Origin of the sequence: Acaryochloris marina MBIC11017, assembly GCF_000018105.1 — a bacterium.
Lineage (GTDB): Bacteria > Cyanobacteriota > Cyanobacteriia > Thermosynechococcales > Thermosynechococcaceae > Acaryochloris > Acaryochloris marina.
This window is the reverse complement of record NC_009925.1, coordinates 4,044,641-4,061,548: the sequence shown is the minus strand read 5'-3', so window position 1 is coordinate 4,061,548 and position 16,908 is coordinate 4,044,641. Positions and strand designations below refer to the sequence as shown.

13 protein-coding genes and 1 tRNA gene are annotated in these 16,908 nt (G+C 41.2%); 8 read left to right on the top strand and 6 right to left on the bottom strand.

What is annotated here, in order from left to right; all coding sequences use genetic code 11:
• Positions 1–661 precede the first annotated feature (661 nt).
• The 3 genes from AM1_RS18190 to AM1_RS18180 all read left to right on the top strand — a co-directional run bounded on the left by AM1_RS18190 (position 662) and on the right by AM1_RS18180 (position 6,184).
• Positions 662–2,200 (top strand): HlyD family efflux transporter periplasmic adaptor subunit, encoded by a 1,539-nt coding sequence (locus AM1_RS18190; protein WP_238549007.1) that lies wholly within the window; start codon positions 662–664, stop codon positions 2,198–2,200.
• Positions 2,201–2,577: 377 nt separating this feature from the next.
• Positions 2,578–2,997 (top strand): HetP family heterocyst commitment protein, encoded by a 420-nt coding sequence (locus AM1_RS18185; protein ID WP_012164349.1) that lies wholly within the window; start codon positions 2,578–2,580, stop codon positions 2,995–2,997.
• Positions 2,998–3,031: 34 nt separating this feature from the next.
• The gene (locus AM1_RS18180; protein ID WP_012164348.1) at positions 3,032–6,184 is read left to right on the top strand and encodes a peptidase domain-containing ABC transporter; all 3,153 of its coding nucleotides are present in this window, start codon (positions 3,032–3,034) and stop codon (positions 6,182–6,184) included.
• Between the two features lie 39 nt (positions 6,185–6,223).
• Here AM1_RS18180 and AM1_RS18175 read toward each other — a convergent pair whose 3' ends face one another.
• The 4 genes from AM1_RS18175 to AM1_RS18165 form a co-directional block, all read right to left on the bottom strand.
• Positions 6,224–6,973 (bottom strand): peptidylprolyl isomerase, encoded by a 750-nt coding sequence (locus AM1_RS18175; RefSeq protein WP_041659953.1) that lies wholly within the window; start codon positions 6,971–6,973, stop codon positions 6,224–6,226.
• 549 nt (positions 6,974–7,522) lie between these two features.
• A complete protein-coding gene (locus tag AM1_RS18170) occupies positions 7,523–8,857 on the bottom strand; it encodes a hypothetical protein (protein WP_063710530.1) in 1,335 nt (444 codons plus the stop codon).
• A 582-nt stretch (positions 8,858–9,439) separates the two neighbouring features.
• On the bottom strand, positions 9,440–9,685 hold the full coding sequence (locus AM1_RS38750; RefSeq protein WP_187152889.1) for a hypothetical protein: 246 nt from the start codon (positions 9,683–9,685) through the stop codon (positions 9,440–9,442).
• A 399-nt stretch (positions 9,686–10,084) separates the two neighbouring features.
• Positions 10,085–10,342, bottom strand: coding sequence for a hypothetical protein (locus AM1_RS18165; protein WP_012164344.1), 258 nt, complete (start codon positions 10,340–10,342; stop codon positions 10,085–10,087).
• A 717-nt stretch (positions 10,343–11,059) separates the two neighbouring features.
• Here AM1_RS18165 and AM1_RS18160 point away from each other — a divergent pair.
• From AM1_RS18160 to AM1_RS18150, 3 genes are all read left to right on the top strand, one after another.
• A tRNA-His gene (locus tag AM1_RS18160) sits at positions 11,060–11,132 on the top strand.
• Between the two features lie 156 nt (positions 11,133–11,288).
• Positions 11,289–12,425 carry a citrate synthase gene (locus AM1_RS18155; RefSeq protein ID WP_041660957.1) on the top strand — a complete coding sequence of 379 codons (1,137 nt, stop codon included), beginning with the start codon at positions 11,289–11,291 and terminating at the stop codon, positions 12,423–12,425.
• A 23-nt stretch (positions 12,426–12,448) separates the two neighbouring features.
• Complete coding sequence (locus AM1_RS18150) at positions 12,449–13,432, top strand: aldo/keto reductase (protein ID WP_012164341.1); 984 nt, start codon at positions 12,449–12,451, stop codon at positions 13,430–13,432.
• A gap of 44 nt (positions 13,433–13,476) precedes the next feature.
• Here AM1_RS18150 and AM1_RS18145 read toward each other — a convergent pair whose 3' ends face one another.
• Positions 13,477–14,121 carry a DUF6940 family protein gene (locus AM1_RS18145; protein ID WP_012164340.1) on the bottom strand — a complete coding sequence of 215 codons (645 nt, stop codon included), beginning with the start codon at positions 14,119–14,121 and terminating at the stop codon, positions 13,477–13,479.
• Between the two features lie 565 nt (positions 14,122–14,686).
• Between AM1_RS18145 and AM1_RS18140 the strand changes: the two genes are divergently transcribed.
• Complete coding sequence (locus AM1_RS18140) at positions 14,687–15,481, top strand: PspA/IM30 family protein (RefSeq protein WP_012164339.1); 795 nt, start codon at positions 14,687–14,689, stop codon at positions 15,479–15,481.
• Here the strand turns inward: AM1_RS18140 and AM1_RS42205 are convergent.
• Complete coding sequence (locus tag AM1_RS42205) at positions 15,478–15,630, bottom strand: hypothetical protein (protein ID WP_012164338.1); 153 nt, start codon at positions 15,628–15,630, stop codon at positions 15,478–15,480. The two genes, AM1_RS18140 and AM1_RS42205, sit on opposite strands and share 4 nt — an antisense overlap.
• A 58-nt stretch (positions 15,631–15,688) precedes the next feature.
• Between AM1_RS42205 and AM1_RS18135 the strand changes: the two genes are divergently transcribed.
• Positions 15,689–16,858 (top strand): LL-diaminopimelate aminotransferase, encoded by a 1,170-nt coding sequence (locus AM1_RS18135; protein ID WP_012164337.1) that lies wholly within the window; start codon positions 15,689–15,691, stop codon positions 16,856–16,858.
• Positions 16,859–16,908: the final 50 nt, after the last annotated feature.

Genomic DNA, 16,908 nt, shown 5'->3' with positions numbered 1-16,908 from the left:
CCAACGGCCAAAGAACTATTTGTTCAGCTTTTCACAAAAATAGTGAAGAGAGATGGAAGTGTTCAGAACTAAAGATAAATGGCTAGGGCCACCTTTTCTAGACATATAGGAATGGTGTATAGCCATGGAATATGTGAATAAGATTGATTGAAGCATCTAGAGGATATTGTTCTAAGTCATCTAGTTAGGTACTACAACATGCATTAGCTCTAAATAATATAGAGATATCGAATTCAACGTGTGAATTGACAGTGCTTATAAGTTTTCCAAGGCTTTTCCAGAAAACTATAGGGATTGTCAAATAGTGCTGCCTAATTATTTATATCCAAGGGTGGATAATAACATTTCATCCTCTGATGGCAAAAGTATCAAGCCTAGTAAAAGGTTGCCTTTATTGGTAATCACGTATCCCTAACCAACAAAGGGAATCATTTTAGGGCTATTCTTAATCTCGAACTTCTCAATCTAATCACATCAGATTCATTAGAAGTTTTTTGTATATGAAAATATCTTTGTTTGAAAAGAAATCCACTCAAAAAATAAGAAAATATTAAATTTTTGATGCATCTAAATCATTTTCTGTCTAAAATAAAAATGTTTTGACCAATAATCTGCGATAAAGTAGAATATTTTTTACAAAAAGGTTTTGGGGGCAAAGGTTTTGACTATTTCTGATCAAGAATTAGGCAAAAAAAACGATCAAAGATCAAGCTTAAATCAGCCTAAAATACAAAATTTTGTATATAAAAACAATGACATTATTGATTGGTCTGCATCATTACAATCACTCCTAGATCAGCCTCCGGCAGAGATGCCTCTCCGAATTATTTCGAGCGGATTAGTATTCTTACTTGCTTTTCTCGGCTGGGCTTGGCTAGGAAAAATAGAAGATATAGGGACGGCAAAAGGAAAGCTAGTCCCAAAAGGTGAGACATATAAGGTTGAATCTGTTGCTATCGGGAAGGTCAGCAGAATTGCGGTTAAAGAAGGAGAAACTGTTGCGGCTGGACAAGTCATTGCTGAACTAGATACTTCTTTAGATAAAAAAGAAGTCAAGCGATTAGAACAAATGCTGTCTAGCTACCAACAAGAGCTAAAGCAAAAACAATCTCTACTCAATAAAGTTTACTTAGAAGCTCAAACTCATCAACGAATTTCTACCTCAGAGAATTTGGGTCAAGAGTCTGCCATAAAATCAGCTGAAGATAGGGCAGATACTCTACTTCAGTTGCTAATACAACAAAAGCAAGAGCTTAATGCTTACAATGCCAGGCATAAACGCTTAAAACTCTTGTCAAACTTATCAAGATCCCGAGTAAAGCAATTAGAGCTAGACCTCAAATCCAATCAAGGTCGTGTGAAAAAATTAAAGTCTTTGAAAAAGCAAGGTGCTATCTCTAGCGAGTTAGTCTTCCAGGCCAATCAAAATCTTAGTCAAGTTCAGAGTCAGATCACAGAAAGTAAATTACAAGACATTACTAGTGTCAGCCAGCAAATCTTTCAAAATGAGCAATCGATGCGAACTCTTGCTGCAAAAATGACACAAGATCAAGGAGAGCTCTATTCTGCTTATCGACAAGTTGAACAACTAAAGGCAGAGTTAAATCGGAATAAAGCGGAAAGAACTCGACTAAAGCTAGAAGCATACCAAAAAATTGACCAGCTTAAACTAGAAACCACCCAGGCAAAAACTAAAGTATCTGAAACCAAGAATCAGATGCTCAAAGCCAAAGCGACTCTAGACCAAAAGCTCTTTAAAGCACCTATTGATGGTGTTGTTTTATCATTTAATTTAAAGAATGAAGGTAAGGTAGTCAATTCAGGGCAAACTGTAGCTGAAATTGCACCTCACAACACTCCTTTAATAATTTCTGCAGTTTTACCCAATAAGGAAGCAGGCTTTATAAAAAAGGATCAGCCAGCGAAAGTCAAATTTGATGCCTATTCATATCAAGATTATGGGGTAGTACCAGGTAAGGTATCTTCAATTTCATCAGACTCAAAATATGATCCGAAGCTAGGAAATGTTTACCAAGTTGAAGTTGAATTAGAGCGTCATCACATCGTAGATAATAACAAGAGAATTAAATTTAGACCTGGCCAATCGGCAACAGCTAATATTGTTATCCGTCAGCGTCGTATTATCGATGTTTTATTAGATCCAATCAAGCAACTGAAGAGTGGCAATACGAAAAAATAACATTGCTTGAATTCTCATCTCTTAATCAATGAATAGAATACATCATCTTCTTTCAGTCATCTCCGGCTACTGAACAGTCTTCGAGTGGTTTTCATCCTAATTTATAAAATTCAAATATCCATCTACAGATCACAGGAAATAATATCAAGAGAAAGCAAAAAATCATGCTAAAAGGTTTTTATTTTATTTCAAGTTCAATTTTTCATAAAAAGCATCAATATAAAACAATAAACTTTTTAAAAATTAGAAGCAAAACAAATAGGCTCATAACCCATCAAAATGCACCATAAATTAAACTACTTATCTACGAATAAGTACGCATAGCATCATACAGCTTTAATTACAGCATCGCTTTATCAAAAAATTGGATTAATAGAATGAATCATAACTTATCTACTCACTCTGGGACTGATTTTGATAAACAAATCACCTACGAACAATTCAATCAAGTGATTGAAGCCATACTAATGGGGAAATATTCTTGGGCTTGCGTCTTAATGCTGCGTTTTCTGGGATATAACCCACTTCACTATATTCCTTATCGCACCTACAACAGATTAATCAAAAAAGAAAGCCTACTGAGTTATCAAACATCTAAAGACAAAGCGAGCTGTAAAGACTTTGAACCCAATTCACTTATAACCCCGTCAAACTCACCCAGATACATGCAAGATCTCGAATACCTAGAAGAGGTTCGAGAAAAATCGACTCAGGTAACAGGTGGCACAAGCAATAACTGGCTAGCCAAAAACTATCTTTCTATGTGGAATAAAAAGAGCAGTAATCCAAACCTTTAGCACAAAAAACTGAATAACACGAATCTAAATTCAGATGGATAATTTAAGAATTTCAGATAACAACCACCCTTTTCAAATTCCAGTAGAACTATCTAAGCTTCCCAGTCTATTATCTAAAATATGTAACATATCGCACTCAGATACTGTTATCAGTGAACTAAGTGCTCAATTTGAGATACTTGATCTACAACTTGGAGATGCTGTTTACGACATCGATGAATTCACTACTCAAATAAAGGATAATTACCAAGATTTATATCTGATAACTCAGGGGAAAATTAGGCTTGTAAGTGCTGTCTCCGAAAAAGCTCAAAATTTATCCATTCAATTATTGGAAGAGGGTGTTTTTTTTGGAGGTGACTCAAATTACCGTGAGGCCAGTCTACCTTACCAAGCATTCGCTGCGAGTGAAGCACAGATTGCAAAGATTTCTTTTAAGGTACTGCAACCTTTTTTAGCACAGTTACCAAGTCTACAAGGTCATTTGGCTACAACTATTCAAGATCGTCAATGTCTAATTTTCTTTAAAACCCTTACAAGCTTAAATAGACTGCCAACCCATAAGTTAGAAAAATTTTGTGTATATATCGTAGAGAAGAAAATCCTCCCTGGTACACCTGTTACTGAATTAGCGCCCGCTGACTTGGGTCGTTTTTGGCTACTGCAAGGTCAGATTCAGGATCAAGAATCTCACCCTGGATTTACTTGGGGGTATCCTGACACGACTGAGGTCAGTAACTCTAGCAAAACTGAATTATTGATATACCAATTACCAAAAGAAAATTGGGAGGCTGCCACCACCATTGCGCCTCAATTGTCCTTGCTAGTGCAAGAAGGCCGTCCATCACCCACCACAGCACTAAATGCTAACCCTCGTAGAATTTACAACACCGAACGCACTAAATCCTGGAAGCGAAATTTGGTTCGGTCTACCCCTCAGAGAGTTAGAAAGGGTCAGTCCAATCCATCTTCCATTTCGCAGAACATAGAGCATCCACAACAGATTGATTTCCCTAAACCGCTAAAACCTCGTCGCACTCTATGGAACACATATCCATTTATCGAGCAGCAAAGTTCGTCTGACTGTGGGGTTGCTTGTCTGGCCATGATTAGTCAGTACTGGGGCAAACGGTTTAGTCTCAGTTGGTTACGAGAAATAACCGGTGTATGGCGTTCAGGTACTTCACTTAAAAATTTAGCGGGTACCGCAGAATCTCTTGGTTACCATGCCCGACCTGTACGAGCCAGTTTAAATCGTTTAGCCGATGAAGCTAATCCGTGGATTGCACATTGGGAAGGAGACCACTTTATTGTTGTTTACTGGGTTAAAGGAGACAAGGTTTTAGTTGCTGACCCAGCAAAAGGTAAATACCAAATATCACGCCGAAAATTTTTAGCGAGCTGGACTGGTTTTGCGCTTCTTCTAGACCCAACTGAACAATTATATGCAGTTCCTGGTGAAAAGCGCTCTTTAGGTAGATTTTTCAATCTACTTTTACCGTATCGCTCTTTAGGACTGCAAATCATCTTAGCGTCTATCTTAATTCAAATTTTTGGCATTATTTCACCGCTATTTACTCAAATAATTCTTGACCAAATAGTCGTTAGTAAGAGCCAAACAACTCTCAATGTGATGATCATCGGTGCTTTGCTATTCGGCATCGCAGGTATGGGGCTAAGTGCAGTTCGCACATATCTCTTAAACTATTTCGCTAATCGATTAGATTTGACAATGATTAGCGGTTTAATCCGACATACTCTCAATTTACCTATCAAATTTTTTGAATCACGCAGAGTCGGAGATATCATCACAAGAGTTCAAGAGAATGAAAAGATTCAGCAATTTTTAATAGGACAGGTATTACTAGCCTGGCTAGATGTAGTGACGGGGATCATTTATTTATGCTTGATGCTGTACTATAACTGGCAACTTACATTATTAGTATTAGCAATTATTCCCCCAATCATCATACTGACATTAGTTTCAACTCCTTTGCTTCGCAAAGTATCTCGAGAGCAGTTTAATGCTACTGCCGATGAGAACTCAACTTTAGTAGAAATGCTCTCCGGTATTTCTACTGTTAAATCTGTTGCTGTAGAACAAGAGTTCCGGTGGCGTTGGGAAGATAAATTAACTCATCAACTCAATATACAATTTAAAGGGCAAAAACTTGCTATTAATCTAGGTATATTGAGTAGCCTAATTAACACTATTGGCGGAACTGCTCTACTTTGGTTTGGAGCAACTTTAGTTATTCAAGATCAACTCACGGTTGGTCAATATGTTGCTTTTAATATGATGAAAGGCAATGTTATCAGTCCTATTATTGCTTTAGTCGGATTATGGGACGAATTACAAGAAGTCTTAATATCTGTCGAAAGACTCAATGATATTTTTGATTATCAACCAGAGGAAGCATCTCAAAAGTCTTCTGTTAATTTACCCAATATTGAGGGTAATATTCGATTCGAGAATGTCACCTTCCGCTATGAGTCAGAAGAAGAGCGAAATGCTATCCAAAATATCTCTTTTGAGGTTAACAAAGGTCAAACTCTAGCAATAGTTGGGCGTAGTGGCTCTGGCAAAAGTACTTTAGTCAAGTTACTTCAAGGGCTTTACCAGCCTACCAGTGGCCAAATTTCGATAGATGGACACGATCTTAATCATTTATCGCTTCAATCACTCCGTTCCCAACTTGGAGTTGTTCAACAAGAATGCTTTTTATTTTCAGGAACAATCCAAGAAAATATCACGCTCCATCAACCGAAGATTAGTCTAGAGCAGGTTATTGAAACTGCTAAGCTGGCAGAAGCGCATGCTTTTATTCAATCTTTTCCACTCGGGTACAGCACCAAAGTCGGTGAGTGGGGTACTAATCTTTCCGGGGGGCAAAGACAGAGGATTGCCATTGCCAGGGCCTTACTTGAAAGGCCCCCCATACTCATCTTTGATGAGGCTACCAGTTCCCTGGACACTGAATCAGAACGAAGATTTCAGGAAAATTTAAAGCATTTAACGCGAGAACGGACAACTTTTATTATTGCCCACCGACTTTCAACTGTACGCAATGCTGACTGCATCATTGTGCTAGATAAAGGAATACTCGTTGAGAAAGGCACTCACGAAGAGCTAATCAAAAAGCAAGGGCTCTATTTTTACTTAGCTCAGCAACAACTAGAGCTGTAAGAGAATTAAAAAGATGAACTGATATATCTAACAGAATTTTTATCCTTTCATATTAATAACGTACTCAATTTCTTTATTGATCCATTCATCAAACAAACTATGAAGTATTTCTTGCCTCAACTCAGGCGTTAACTCTACAGGAATATGTTCCTCAATTCTTAAAAGATGATACACATCTTCTGTCTGAAGTGGGCCTATTAGAATCCCTATTGGCAAGGGATCTTGAAAGATAGCCGCAGCGATATCGGGGGAAAAACTTAAACGGTTTTTCTGACCGGTATAACCACACAAATAGCGAGCGCTCTCATCAAGGTTATAAAGTCGTGCAGCTTCGTAAAAACTAATTTCTTCTTCTTCAATTTGATAAAATAGCTCTTGAGCAAGATTTTGGCAGTCAAGACTAATTTGATAGACCACAAAACGATCAAAATTTAACCGTCTTTCAGCGAAAAAAGGTTCTACTTGCTCTTCAAATAGATGTTTAGCCAATTTTTTGGTAAGCACATGATTCTGAATTACAATTTCCCATTCATCTGGGGTAATCATTTGCTCATTGAGCCAAGCCATCGTATCAGATGCCTTCTCCAAATGCTTATTACGGCGAATTTCATCTACTTCATTTTGAATTTCTTCAGGTGTAACCGTAATATTTTGAGAATCAGCTGTTTGAAGAATAATTTTTTGTTTAAGAATTTGCTCGCAGACCTCTACTAGACTCATATTTTGCTTGAGTGCTTCTAGCATCTCAGCTATCTCAATTGGAATTCCGCGAAAGTCTATAGTCATCATTCAGTAGGAAATTTCAAATAGAAAATTTTTCTGATTTTTTTGCTAAATACTTGTATATATCTTCTCTAAAGCCATTATTCCATAGCTATAAAACATGCGTAAGGCTTAATCGCTCACGGACATACCATGTACTGATCTAACCTAATATCAGTTTGCTTAAGCTAAAAAATTTGAAGATAGTTCTCTCAGAATTACTGAAAGCATCGTCCCCTGAAAACTATATTCAGTAAACGGTCTACGAAATCTATATCAAGCGAACAACTTATTGTTTTATTAAACAAGATTCTTGGAAAGCGTTATTCATCAAATCCCAACACTAGATCCAAGGGTGCCATTGTTAATAGCACCCTTGGATATTCTACGACTAAGTTTTCACTAGTATTAATACAAGCTATGCCTTATTTCAATCTGAAAGGAATAGGTAGTTGTGCTGAAACCCGATTATCCAAAATAGATTAAAAATTTCTAGCGGAGAATATGAGCTAAGGAGACTAAGACATTTCTAGCAACATCTTTGGCGTTCTCACTTACTCTATTTAGCTTGAAATATTATGGCAGATTGCTTGCAAGCCCAGCGAGAGTATAAGTTTCACCCGCTAAAATAAATTCTTCAAATCCCGTAGTAACAAGCGTCATACCGTCAAGATTGAATGTAACTTGAGTATTTGCACCAATACTGATATCTGAAAAATCTGCAAGGCTACTCGCAAGACTGAGGGTGTCTTGACCTCTTCCACCTCTTAATGTGGCGTTCCCAAAATCACCAGCACTACCATCAATAAAATCGTTGCCTCTCCCTGCATTGACAACCACACCGCCACCAAAGGTACCGGTTAATAAATCTTTTCCTGCACCCAAATTTACTCTTCCACCATAAAGACCATAGGCTTCTTCCCCTGTAGCCTGAACAATAATCTGATCAGCCCCTTGTCCAGTATTAATCACACCACCAGTATTGATAATTCCAAAGGCTTTACCAGTCGCTTCCGCAGTGGCAATTATCGTATCAGCCCCATTCCCTGTGGTAATTTTGCCGCCTGTATTATCGATTGCGATCGCAATATCAGAAGCCACCGCAACCGCCTCCGCCACGGCTAAAGCCAATGCTTGATTCTCAGGGGGTGCACTAGAAAAAGTAGAACTAGACGTACCGGCAAAAGTGCCAGATTGCGTAGTTGCAGTAGCAGTAAGCTTATCTCTACCTGATCCAGTAGAAAGCAGTCCTTTCTTGTTTTTAATCCCAGTGGCCGTGATAGACGCAGCCGTTAAACTTGTAGCAATGGCATTCGCAAATGCGATTAACTCATCAGAAATAGGGGCACCAGCAATCGCTTCGACAATGGCTGATGCATCTACAGAGGCTGTTGCTGTAGCAGAAATGCTGCCCTCAGTTTGGCCAGCAACGGCATCGCTTCCAAGGCCCGTCTTAATAGTTGCCTTCGAATTATTGATACCGATAACACTCGCCTCAACCCCCAAAGATGCTAGGACTTGAGTGATGACGCTTGTATCAACAAATTTAGCAACGGCTATTGCTTCCGCTACTGTATTGGTTGAAACGGATAGATTTGCTGAAGCAGTACCTTTGATTACATCCTGGCCGCTATTCGTTTCAATCGTACCTTTGTTATTAATTCCCTGAGTTCGAAGCCTAAAGTTAGCCTCAAACTCAGTCGATGAAGCAAGCGAGCCAAAATCTTGCGCTCCTACCCCAACCAAAACACCAAAGCCAAAATCACCATTTAGAGAAGAAGTCCCTATCAAGGAGTCACGTCCTCTTAGGGTTTTAACAAAGGAATTTTTAGGGTTAAAAATCGTGACTCCAGGGTCAACTCTATCTGCACGATTGGTAAATCTAATTCTGCTTAAGTTAAGTCTTCGCATAAATCTAAATCATGTAAAATACTTTATTTGGAACACAGCTTAAAAAAGTTCTTATCTCAGATATTAGATCCTTGCAAAGGATCTAATATTTATAGATTTGAAGTTAAAAAATTGATATTAGATAAAGAATCGGACAAGTTCAGTTTTATCAACTCAATAAAATCTCAAAAAATCAACTCTCTATCAAAAAGAACATCAAAGAAAAATCTTTTAGATAGATTCAAGACATTTATCATCAAAAGTTTTTGATGCCATTAAGAACTCAAGTATATTATACAATACATTTTTTATAAATCTTTTAAATAAAGATATTCTCAGATCAAAAATTATATATGCTATTTAGTTCAAAACCGAGATCAATTTCAGTATTTTAAAATAGTTACTTTATCTAAGCGAGCTAGATATAAACTTTGAACAATGCTTCTCAATCCCTATGTTTTTTATAGCTTAAGTTTGTATCATATAAGATAAGCTCCAACGTCAAACAAAGAGCATGAATTACTAGTTTTATCTAAGAATATTTTAAATTAGAAACTCAAGTTTTATTTTTTTAAGCACTACAATTTTAAATCACAAAAATACCTATGAGCACAAAGTATCTGTTTGGACATTAATTTCAGAGATTTTTGTTGTTGAAGACGCACTAGCACAACTAGATTGAGAATTTTTTTCACTAAACGATTCTGAGCAACTAGGCTTACTTCCTGCTTTAAATGAAGTGGCTTTAGCAGACGCACGGCTAACAACACCATTGCTTTTTGACTCAGCTGTTGAGGAAGAAATACTAGAGCTGTTACTCATGCTCTCTAACATTTCTTGCAATTGCATAGATTTAATCATACATCAACACTATTAATCAATTTCTTACAAAGTAATCTACTTACTTTAGACAATATACTTAGCCATGAAAAATAGACGCTTTTAACCAGAAGTATATATACTAATTTTCACTACGCAATTAAGTGTAAATAGGTGAGGGTATGGAAGCTCAACTATATTTCAGTATATAAACATTGCTAATGCATGACATATATTAGATCTAGAAATGAAATTTAGCTGCATAAATTTACCCATTTATAATCAAGCTTGACCTACTTATCTTAAAACTTATTATTCACTGAATTAATTGAAAATGAGTTGCTGAAAGTAATCTAGTAGCCTAGCCTCCAGCAACTCATTTCACAGATCACTGTGTCAGTCAAAACTTATAGTTAAGTTTTGCTTATCCTAGGAAACAGAAGTTGAGCTAGCAGCGGATGAAGAGCCATACCCAGCAACAGTAGTAGTAGTAGTAGTGGCCTCACTAAAAGAGCCTGGACCAATAGCATCTGCAGTTGCACCAGCTTTAGCGATGTTACCTACAGGCTTACCAAAAGTTTTAATGACTACGAATTTTAAGTGAACTTTTTTGCTGAAACTCCCGCCAGCAACTTTGTCAAGACCTTCAGTAACAGCTTCACAGTAATTCAAATCAGAGATAATCATCAATCTATTCCTCTTGTATTTATTGAGCTAGTCTTTATCAGAAAGCTAGATATATAACCCAGTTTCTTTAATTTTTTCCTAAAACTTAAAATCAAACTTAAAACCTAATTTTATTGCTGAAATCTGTGGCATATATCCAAAAATCCTGAGCAATAAATTAACAGTTTCATGCTTATTTCAAGCTGAAGGAGAAAACCTTGATTAGCTCGTTACTGAAATTACTATAGGAAGGAAGAATAAAATCATGTTGCCAAATTGGCATAAATATTTTGACACCGTCATACAACATTCAGAATGCCTTGCTGTCTTGTTGTTCATCGCAAAATGTTATGGCACACATTTGGTAAAGATTAAAATCAGTCATTGCCAACCATACGTTTAGCTCATCATTAGACTGCGTTGCGATTCATAGTTTGGATCAACGCAGTTAACCTCTCAAAACCCTGGAGGTGGAACTCACATATACGCAGCATTACATGGCGAAGCATATTTGATGGACCCGACCAAGCACTTTAAGCCCCGTCGGCCAGTTTCTGCTACAAGGTTAGTCCAATAGAACCAGGAAGAACTACACCATTCCTTCATATCAAGCCAATCTCCTCTAGGAGTCGATTACCAATTACCATCAGGTTCATCGTCATAATGGGGAATTTTTACATCGATTGCCAGAAACCTGGATCGATCTAAGGTCTAAATGCTATATTCAAATACGCAATGGCGGGCGTAGCCAAGTGGTTAAGGCAGTGGATTGTGGTTCCACCATTCGTGGGTTCGATTCCCATCGTCCGCCCTGATCGCCATCATTAGTCAAAGTTGTGCCGTGTTTTCTCCTATCTGGATAACGGCCAGATCCTCTAATTGACAGGTACAAACAGAGCCTGTCCAATGGATGAGAGAACGATTTTATCGACAGCAGGACGATACTATTCCCACCGGAGCAAAGCAGATGACAACTTGTGATTATGTGCCTGGCTTAGGTGGAATTCCAGCCGCCCAGTCCCGAGTCAGCTATGTGGATGGTCAGGCGGGGCAACTGGAATATCGCGGCATTCCCATTACCGAGCTAGCAGAACACAGCAATTTTCTGGAAACCGCATTCTTGTTAATTTGGGGCCATCTGCCCACTCCTGAAGATTTGAGCCTGTTTCAGTACGAAGTCATCCACCATCGCCGCATTAAATACCGTCTAGTGGATATGATGAAATGCTTCCCTGAGCGAGGTCATCCCCTAGACGCAATACAAGCTACGGTAGCAGCGTTAGGGCTGTACCATTCCCGTCGCGCCTTTAACGATCCAGCCTATATTCGCAGAGCGGTGGTGCGGCTCTTAGCCAAAATTCCCACTGCCGTCGCGGCCTTTGAACATATTCGTAAGGGTAACGATCCTCTCCGTCCCCGGGATGATCTGAATTACGCCGCTAATTTCTTATATCTTCTCAGCGAGCAAGAACCGGATCCGCAAAAAGCCCATATTTTCGATCAGTGTTTGATTCTGCATGCCGAACACACCATGAATGCCTCGACCTTTTCGGCTAGAGTCACGGCATCAACCCTAACAGACCCCTATGCAGTAGTCGCCTCAGCCATGGGTACTTTAGGTGGCCGACTCCATGGGGGTGCGAACGAAGAAGTGATGCAAATGCTCACGGATATTGGCTCCGTTGAGAATGTGAAGCCCTATTTGGATCAGCAATTGGCCCAAGGTCGTCGAATCATGGGGTTTGGCCATCGAATTTATAAGGTTAAAGATCCTCGCGCCCAGATTATGCAGGGGTTAGCTGAACAGTTGTCTGAAAACTATGGATGCGATCGCTACTACGGTATTGCCCTCGCCTTAGAAAAAGCCGTCGAAGAACGGCTTGGCGATCGTCAAATTCATGCCAATGTGGAATTCTATTCTGGGTTAATCTTTAGACAACTAGGGTTTCCCGCCGATATTTTTACCTCTCTTTTTGCCATTGCTCGGGTCGCCGGATGGCTGGCCCACTGGAAAGAACAGCTCGATACCAACCGGATCTACCGTCCTTCCCAAATCTATATGGGACAACATGATCAGCCCTATATTCCTGTGGTGGATCGGTAGCTCCTTATTATCAGGAGAGAACGATGAGCCCAAAAACGCAACGACGCACCTTTCTACTGAGTAGTCTCGCAGCGACAGGGGGTCTACTGGGCAGCATATTGCTGCATAAAGACCGCCGCTCAGCCTCCATCCCTCCCTCTTCTGCACCTAAAAATTCATCTATACCTAAAAAAGTTCTAGGAAAAACAGGTATAGAATTGCCCATTTTAGGTTTAGGAGGCGCAGGCCAAACGCCATTATCCCGGCCCGGCGCTGAAAAAGAGTCTGTAGACATGATTCAGCAGGCGTGGGACTTGGGAATTCGCTATTTTGATACGGCAGCCAGTTACGGTCCTAGTGAAGATTATTTGGGAAAAGTCTTGCCGCAATATCGTTCTCAGATCTTTTTAGCGAGTAAAACAGCTCAACGCGATCGCGATGGCGCATGGCGGGAATTAGAACGGTCCCTCAAACGCCTCAATACTGATTACTTAGATCTGTGGCAATTACACCATGTGTCTTTTGCCGAGGAAATCGAAACCCTTTTCAGTGCGAATGGGGCCATCAAGGCGATGGAAGAAGCCAAGTCCCAAGGCATTATCAAGTTCACAGGCATTACGGGCCACCATGAACCTCAGATCATCATTGAAGGTTTAAACCGCTACCCGTTTGACACCACGTTAATTCCCATCAACGCTGCCGATGTGCACCATCCTCGTCCCTTTATCTCATCCGTATTACCCGTTGCTCGCCAGCAGCAGGTAGGAGTGATAGCCATGAAAGTCCCAGCTTATGGCAAGCTCTTGCGTCCCGGCGTGTTGGCAGGCATGTCAGAAGCCATGGGCTATTCCTTATCTCAACCCGGCGTGCATACCTGTATCATCGCGGCAGAGACGGTAGAACAACTGACCGCGAATGTACAAACTGCACAAGCGTTCCAAGAATTTGATGTGGCTACCCTAGCCAACATTGAAAAACGAACTCAAGCCACTTGGGAAGACCACTCATTTTTCCGAAAATGGGCCTGACAAAGTTTCTTAACCCCAAGGTTGGGGTATTTCGATGTACTTTTTCAGGCAGTGCGGTAGGGACGATGGGTATAATACTTCGGAAAACCATCTAACCGCAGATGGAGCCAGTAAACTCCCAGACCCGACGTACTTACCCACAAAGGAGCTGTACGGGAATTCAGTTCATCACCGATCAGTTGTTGCAGGGTACTTCCTAAAACCTGCCACATGTCATCCACTTGCTCAGGTGGCCCCTGACGAACAAAGTTTGCTAAATGCGTATAGGTGGGCAAAGGACCCAGGACACGGGGAGCAATCAACATCGCATCTCCCCCTAAATTGGCAAACACCTGAATGGGGTCGTCTCCTCGCTCTAAATACTGGGCAAACGGTTGGGGATTAGGCGAGACCTTGGCCAAACTTGGAGCATTCACCACAACAAATTCCCAAGGCTGATGGAGACTAGCAGGCGTGAGAGGTGGCGTTTCCCAAAAGAATGCTGAATAGGGGCTATCTCGTAAAACTTGAGTGATCAGCGAACGAAAATCCGACTCCTGTTGCCAATGGTCAATCACCTGATACCAGGTTAGAGAAGTACCATTGAGCGAGACTGTAACTCGTTGCGTTTTTCCCAGGTTCAAAAATTGACCAGAAGCAATTAAACGACCACTGGCTGATTGGGCAATCATTCTAATGGCTTGATCCATTTAGCTCTATCAATCTATACAAAGTCACACATCGAGAATACTCAAGATATCTGAGGCAGTGTTAAAGACACCATAAAGAGCATCATCGTCTTGATCTTAAACGAGGGCTTTCTGACGGTTCAATAGCTCAAGCCTAGCACTCACAATCTTTGCAGGAAGGTTGTTTTTAAAGATTGCAGGAGTCATGGCAACAGCAGTATAGTGCCTAACTTAAACCGTTATTCAAGATGAAATTGCTAGAATGCAAAGGGTGATCTATCGAAAGAATGTAGCCTTTCTGCAGGTAATCATGAAGGGATAATTGAGTTTCTCATCCAATATTGCTTTGGTGAGTATCTGAAGTGGGTAAACTTAGACTGATCATCCAGGCAAACTCATTTGGATTTATAACAAGCCTGCTTATTTCGCCTCAATGAACAAGGAAGCCAAGTAACATGTAAAAAGCAGATCGATCCACTCAAACAGGCAACAGCCTTGGGATAGATCTCCTCGCTAACCTAAAGCTTCGCTAGTCTAAAACCAGGGATTGTCATAGAAGTTTATTGTTTTAAGGAAAAACCGAGTCATGGGATTATTTGACCGCGTTAGTCGGGTTGTTCGTTCAAACCTCAATGCAGTTGTCAGCTCTGCCGAAGATCCAGAAAAAATCCTGGAGCAAACCGTTGAGGATATGCGAGAAGACTTAGTGCAATTGCGTCAAGCTGTTGCCCAGTCCATCGCAGCCCAAAAGCGGGTTGAACAGCAATATAATCAGGCCCAGACTCAGTCTTCCGAATGGTATCGTCGCGCCCAGCTTGCCCTCCAAAAAGGCGATGAGAATTTGGCCCGCGAAGCCCTATCTCGCAAGCAAACATTCACAGATACGGCCAACAGCCTCAAATCTCAGCTGGATCAATCCACCAATCAAGTGGCGACCCTAAAGCGCAACATGACTGCTTTAGAAAGCAAAATTGCCGAAGCCAAGACCAAGAAAGAGATGCTCAAAGCGCGTGCCCGGGCGGCCAAAGCAAGCGAGCAGATCAACAAAGCCATGGGTAGAGTGGATACCTCAGGAGCCATTGGTGCTTTTGAGCGTATGGAAGAGAAAGTCATGGAAATGGAGGCCCAGTCTGAGGCAATCGCCGAGTTAGCAGGGGATACCTTAGATAGTCAGTTTGCCAGTTTAGAAGCTGGTAGTGACGTGGATTCAGAATTGGCCATGTTAAAAGCGCAACTTGCAGAACCACCTGCCTTAGAAGGGACGCCTGCAGCACCAGAAGCTTTACCTGCCTCTACAACCGAACCTGTGGATACTCCCCAGCAACAAACCCCCGTGGATGCGGAACTTGAAGAACTGCGGAACAAGCTGGATCAAATCTAAATCAGGGCTTGTAGACTGGGCTGATACTCAATAGACTGAGCGAATGACGAACGGCTTCCAGCAGGTAAGCAGCTTAAGTTCTCGTAATCGACTGGATTGGGGAACTGACAAGCGTCCCATACCAACGGATTACCCCGGAAGCTAGTCATCAGTTAACCTCATTTTGGGCAGATCTAAGGTTGTCTTAGATCTGCAATGTTTTAGCGGATGAAATTTGCCGATCGCATTCAACGATTCCAAGCCAATGTCTTTGCGGACATGGATCAGGCTAAGCGCCAAGCCCTTGATACCGGTCAATCTTTGATTGACTTGTCCTTGGGATCTTCAGATTTGCCTGTTGCTGCGCCGATTTTGGAGACGATTAGCCAGTCATTACAAGACCCATCGACCCATGGGTATTTGCTCTTTCATGGCACCCGCTCTTTTCGAGAGGCAGTCGCGGCCTGGTATGAGCAGCGGTTTGGGCTATCCGTCGATCCAGAAACGGAGGTATTGCCTCTAATTGGATCCCAAGAAGGAACGGCTCATTTACCCCTTGCCATTCTCAATCCTGGTGATATTGCCTTACTGCAAGATCCGGGCTATCCCTCCCACGCGGGCGGGGTCTATCTAGCAGGCGGGGAAATGTATGGCATGCCCCTATTAGCTGAAAATCAATTTCTTCCAGTATTTAGCGAGATCCCAACTGAGGTGCGACAGAAGGCCCGGATGATGGTGCTCAGCTATCCCCACAATCCCACTACTGCGATCGCACCCCTGTCTTTCTTCCAGGAAGCCGTTCAATTTTGCCAAGACCATGACTTAGTCCTCGTTCACGACTTCCCCTACGTTGACTTTGTCTTCTCGGAGCAAAAAATGCCGTCGATCCTGCAAGCCGATCGCCATCGGCAGTGCTCCATCGAATTTTTTACGTTTTCCAAGTCCTACAGCATGGGAGGCTTTCGAATTGGGTTTGCCGTTGGCAATGCCGACCTCATTACCAGTTTGAGAAAAATTAAAGCCATTGTCGATTTCAACCAATATCTGGGCATTTTAAATGGTGCCGTTACGGCTCTCAAGACAAGTGATGCTGAACTGCAACAGACCTTATCCATTTTTCAAAAACGTCGCGATGTTTTTGTCACGGCCCTAGCCAAGATAGGTTGGGTCATCCCCAAACCCACGGCCACCATGTACATTTGGGCACCTTTACCGGAACCTTGGCAACAACAATCAGTCGAATTCTGTAAGCAGCTCGTCCTTCAAACGGGTGTCGCTGCCTCACCAGGAGCCGGTTTTGGTCCAGCAGGAGAAGGATATGTGCGCTTTGCCTTAGTCCAAGATCCTGACACGCTAAACACAGCCGTTGACCGAATCGATTCCTTCCTGCATACTTGACCATGCAGAAAGGGCAGTCCTGTATTAATCCGACTTGATTTAGATATACT